The sequence below is a fragment of the Brevundimonas sp. genome (assembly GCF_036405315.1).
In the GTDB taxonomy this organism is placed as follows: Bacteria; Pseudomonadota; Alphaproteobacteria; order Caulobacterales; family Caulobacteraceae; genus Brevundimonas.
Genome location: NZ_DASWXW010000088.1, coordinates 1 through 2,866, shown reverse-complemented (window position 1 = coordinate 2,866; position 2,866 = coordinate 1). Strand labels below are relative to the sequence as shown.

Sequence of the window (2,866 nt, the reverse complement as noted above, 5' to 3'; positions counted from 1 at the left end):
AGGGGCGAAACCAGCACCCCGCCGGTCTCGGTCTGCCACCAGGTGTCGACGATGGGCAGGCGGCCCTCGCCGACGACCTCGTGATACCAGCGCCAGGCCTCGGGGTTGATCGGCTCGCCGACGCTGCCCAGCAGGCGCAGGGACTGGCGGCTGGTCGCCTTAACGGGTGCGTCGCCTTCGCGCATCAGCGAGCGCAGGGCGGTGGGGGCGGTGTAGAAGATCTCGACCTTGTGCTTGTCGATGACCTGCCAGAAGCGGCTGACGCTGGGGTAGTTGGGCACGCCCTCGAACAGCAGGGTCGTGGCTCCATTGGCCAGGGGGCCGTAGACGCCATAGGAGTGGCCCGTCACCCAGCCCACGTCGGCGGTGCACCAGAAGACCTCGCCAGGACGGTAATCGAAGACCAGTTCGTGGGTGTAGCTGGCCCAGAACAGATAGCCGCCGGTGGTGTGCAGCACCCCCTTGGGTTTGCCGGTCGAGCCCGAGGTGTAGAGGATGAACAAAGGGTCCTCGGCCTGCATCGGCTCGGGATGGCAGTGGGCCGTGACCTTGGCGGCCTCGGTTTCGTAGTCCAGATCGCGGCCCGCGACGAAGCCCACGTCCGCGCCGGTGTGGCGGATCAGCAGGACGCCGTCGACTCCCGAGACCTTTTCCAGCGCCTTGTCGACATTGGCCTTCAGCGGGACCTTCTTGCCGCCGCGGCAGCCCTCGTCGGCGGTGATGACGAAGGTCGAACCGCAGTCCTCGATGCGTCCGGCGATGCTGTCGGGCGAGAAGCCGCCGAAGATGACCGAGTGGACCGCCCCGATGCGGGCGCAGGCCAGCATGGCGTAGGCGGCCTCGGGGATCATGGGCAGATAGATGGTGACGCGGTCGCCCTTCTGGACGCCGTTGGCCTTGAGCACATTGGCCATGCGGCAGACGCGTTCGTGCAACTGGCCGTAGGTGACGCGTTCGCTGTCGGTCGGCTCGTCGCCCTCCCAGATGATGGCGGTGTCGTCAGCGCGGTGGGGCAGGTGGCGGTCGATGCAGTTCGCCGAGACGTTCAGCACCCCGTCCTCGAACCAGCGGATGCGGAAGTCTTCCTTCTTGAACGACACGTCCTTGATCCTGGACGGGAAGGTCATCCAGTCGAGGCGTTTGGCCTGTTCGCTCCAATAGGCGTCCGGGGTCTCGCGCGCGGCGATCCGGGCCGCGCCATAGCCGGCGCGGTCCATGTGGGCGCGGGCGGCCAGGTCGGCGGGGACGGGATAGATTTCCGGATCTGTGGACACGCGTTTCCTCCAGTCTCGTTCTTGGTCTTCTTAGAAGCCGTATTTGGCGAACAGGATCAGACGGGTCATGTCGCCGTCCAGTCCCGACTCCAGCTTGCGGTCAGCGAACATCAGTTCGGCCCCGACATCAAACGCCGTGACCGGCGACCAGATGAGGTTGGCGTGGAGGCTCTGGGCCGAGCGGTTGGCGCCGGTTCCGGTCAGCAGGACGTCGTTGTCCACCTTCTGCGCCGACCAGATCAGGCTGGAACGCCAGCCCGGCGTCCAGACGTGGCGATAGGCGGCGAAGCCGGCGATCACGCCGACGGCGTCCAACTGGCCCGAGGCGTCCAGCACCGCGTCGTTGGAGAAGTTCAGCCCCAGATAGCGGCCCACGCCCTCGCCGCCCGACAGCATGAAGCGCAGGTCGTCCTGGGCCCCGACCTTGAGCTTGGCCGAGGCCGACAGGCCCCAGCCGGTCGCCGTGTCGTCGATATGGCTGGCCGGGTTCTCATACTTGAGCTGGCGCAGCAGACCGGCGAACTGCAGGTCGCCCCAGGGGCGGCTGACGGCGTAACGCGCCGTCAGGTCGGGCAGGCTGTTGTCGTCGGCGATGACGCGCGTCCCGCCGCCGAAGGGGGTGACGGTGGTCTCGGGGTTCTCGACCGCGATCGAGAAGGGGCCGCGCGTGTAGCGGACCTGGACCTGGCGGGCGAAGACCGTGCCCTCGGCGGCGCCGACGAAGTCGGCCGATTCCGGCAGGACGGCGGTGTTCTGGAAGTTGGTCCACTCCTGACCGATCAGCCAGTTGTCGATGGTGACGAAGGCGCGGCGCAGGGCAGGGGTGGAGGCGCTGGTGATACGCTGGTCGCCGGTTCCGGGCAGGCTCTGGAAGTCCATCTCCAGCCGGGCGCCGACCTTGTGGCCGCCGACCAGGCCGTCGGTAGTCAGCCAGAAGCGTGTCTGACGAGCGTTGAAGTCCATCGCCGTGTCTTCGTCCGCGCCGCCGACAGGGATGGAGCCGGGCAGGTGATAGTCGCGCAAAAGGTCGCCGTTGGCGGGATCGCCGCCGGAGTAGCGGGAGGCTGAGGCGTCGACCTTGATGAAGCCGCCGAACTTCACGGTGTGGTCGCCGATGCGGAAACCTTCCTCGCGTGGGGCGGCGGGGGCGGGCGGCGTCGCGGCCGGGCGGGCCTCCAGACGGATGATGTCCTGCGCCATGGCTTGCGATTGCGTCGTCTGCTGCGTGCGCGCGGCGGCGACTTCGGACTTGAGGCTGTTCAGCTCGGCTTCGAGCTGAGCGATGCGCGCCTCGAGGGCCGCACTGGCGTCCTGCGCCCGGACGGCGCCGGGCGCGAACAGGAGCGCAGCCGCGGCCGCGCCGCCGAGCAGGCGGAATCTTCCCATGTCATGTCCTCCCGGGTTCATCTGATGCGAACCTCGAGACGGCAGCATTCCGCGCGGGGGCGGTATGCGGCCATTAGCCATTGGTCTAGTTTCGACCAAAGTCGAGGCGCGGCATGGTGTCGTCACAGCGCGGCCTCGACCCGAAAAAGAACCGCGCGCGGGAAGGATTTTCATGGATCGCATCGTCGTCGCCGACGACCACCCTC

2 protein-coding genes are annotated in these 2,866 nt (G+C 67.8%); both read right to left on the bottom strand.

Annotated features, from left to right (window positions below; genetic code table 11):
* Window positions 1-1,217 (bottom strand): acetate--CoA ligase (locus VGE49_RS05460; protein WP_414643599.1); only part of this gene is annotated, 1,217 nt, incomplete at its 3' end.
* 87 nt (window positions 1,218-1,304) lie between these two features.
* On the bottom strand, window positions 1,305-2,660 hold the full coding sequence (locus VGE49_RS05455) for a DcaP family trimeric outer membrane transporter (RefSeq protein ID WP_331033554.1): 1,356 nt from the start codon (window positions 2,658-2,660) through the stop codon (window positions 1,305-1,307).
* Window positions 2,661-2,866: the final 206 nt, after the last annotated feature.

What these genes read in the sequence shown, in the direction of transcription:
- VGE49_RS05455 (WP_331033554.1), bottom strand. Translation starts at nt 2,660, where the DNA reads ATGGGAAGATTCCGCCTGCTCGGCGGCGCGGCCGCGGCTGCGCTCCTG.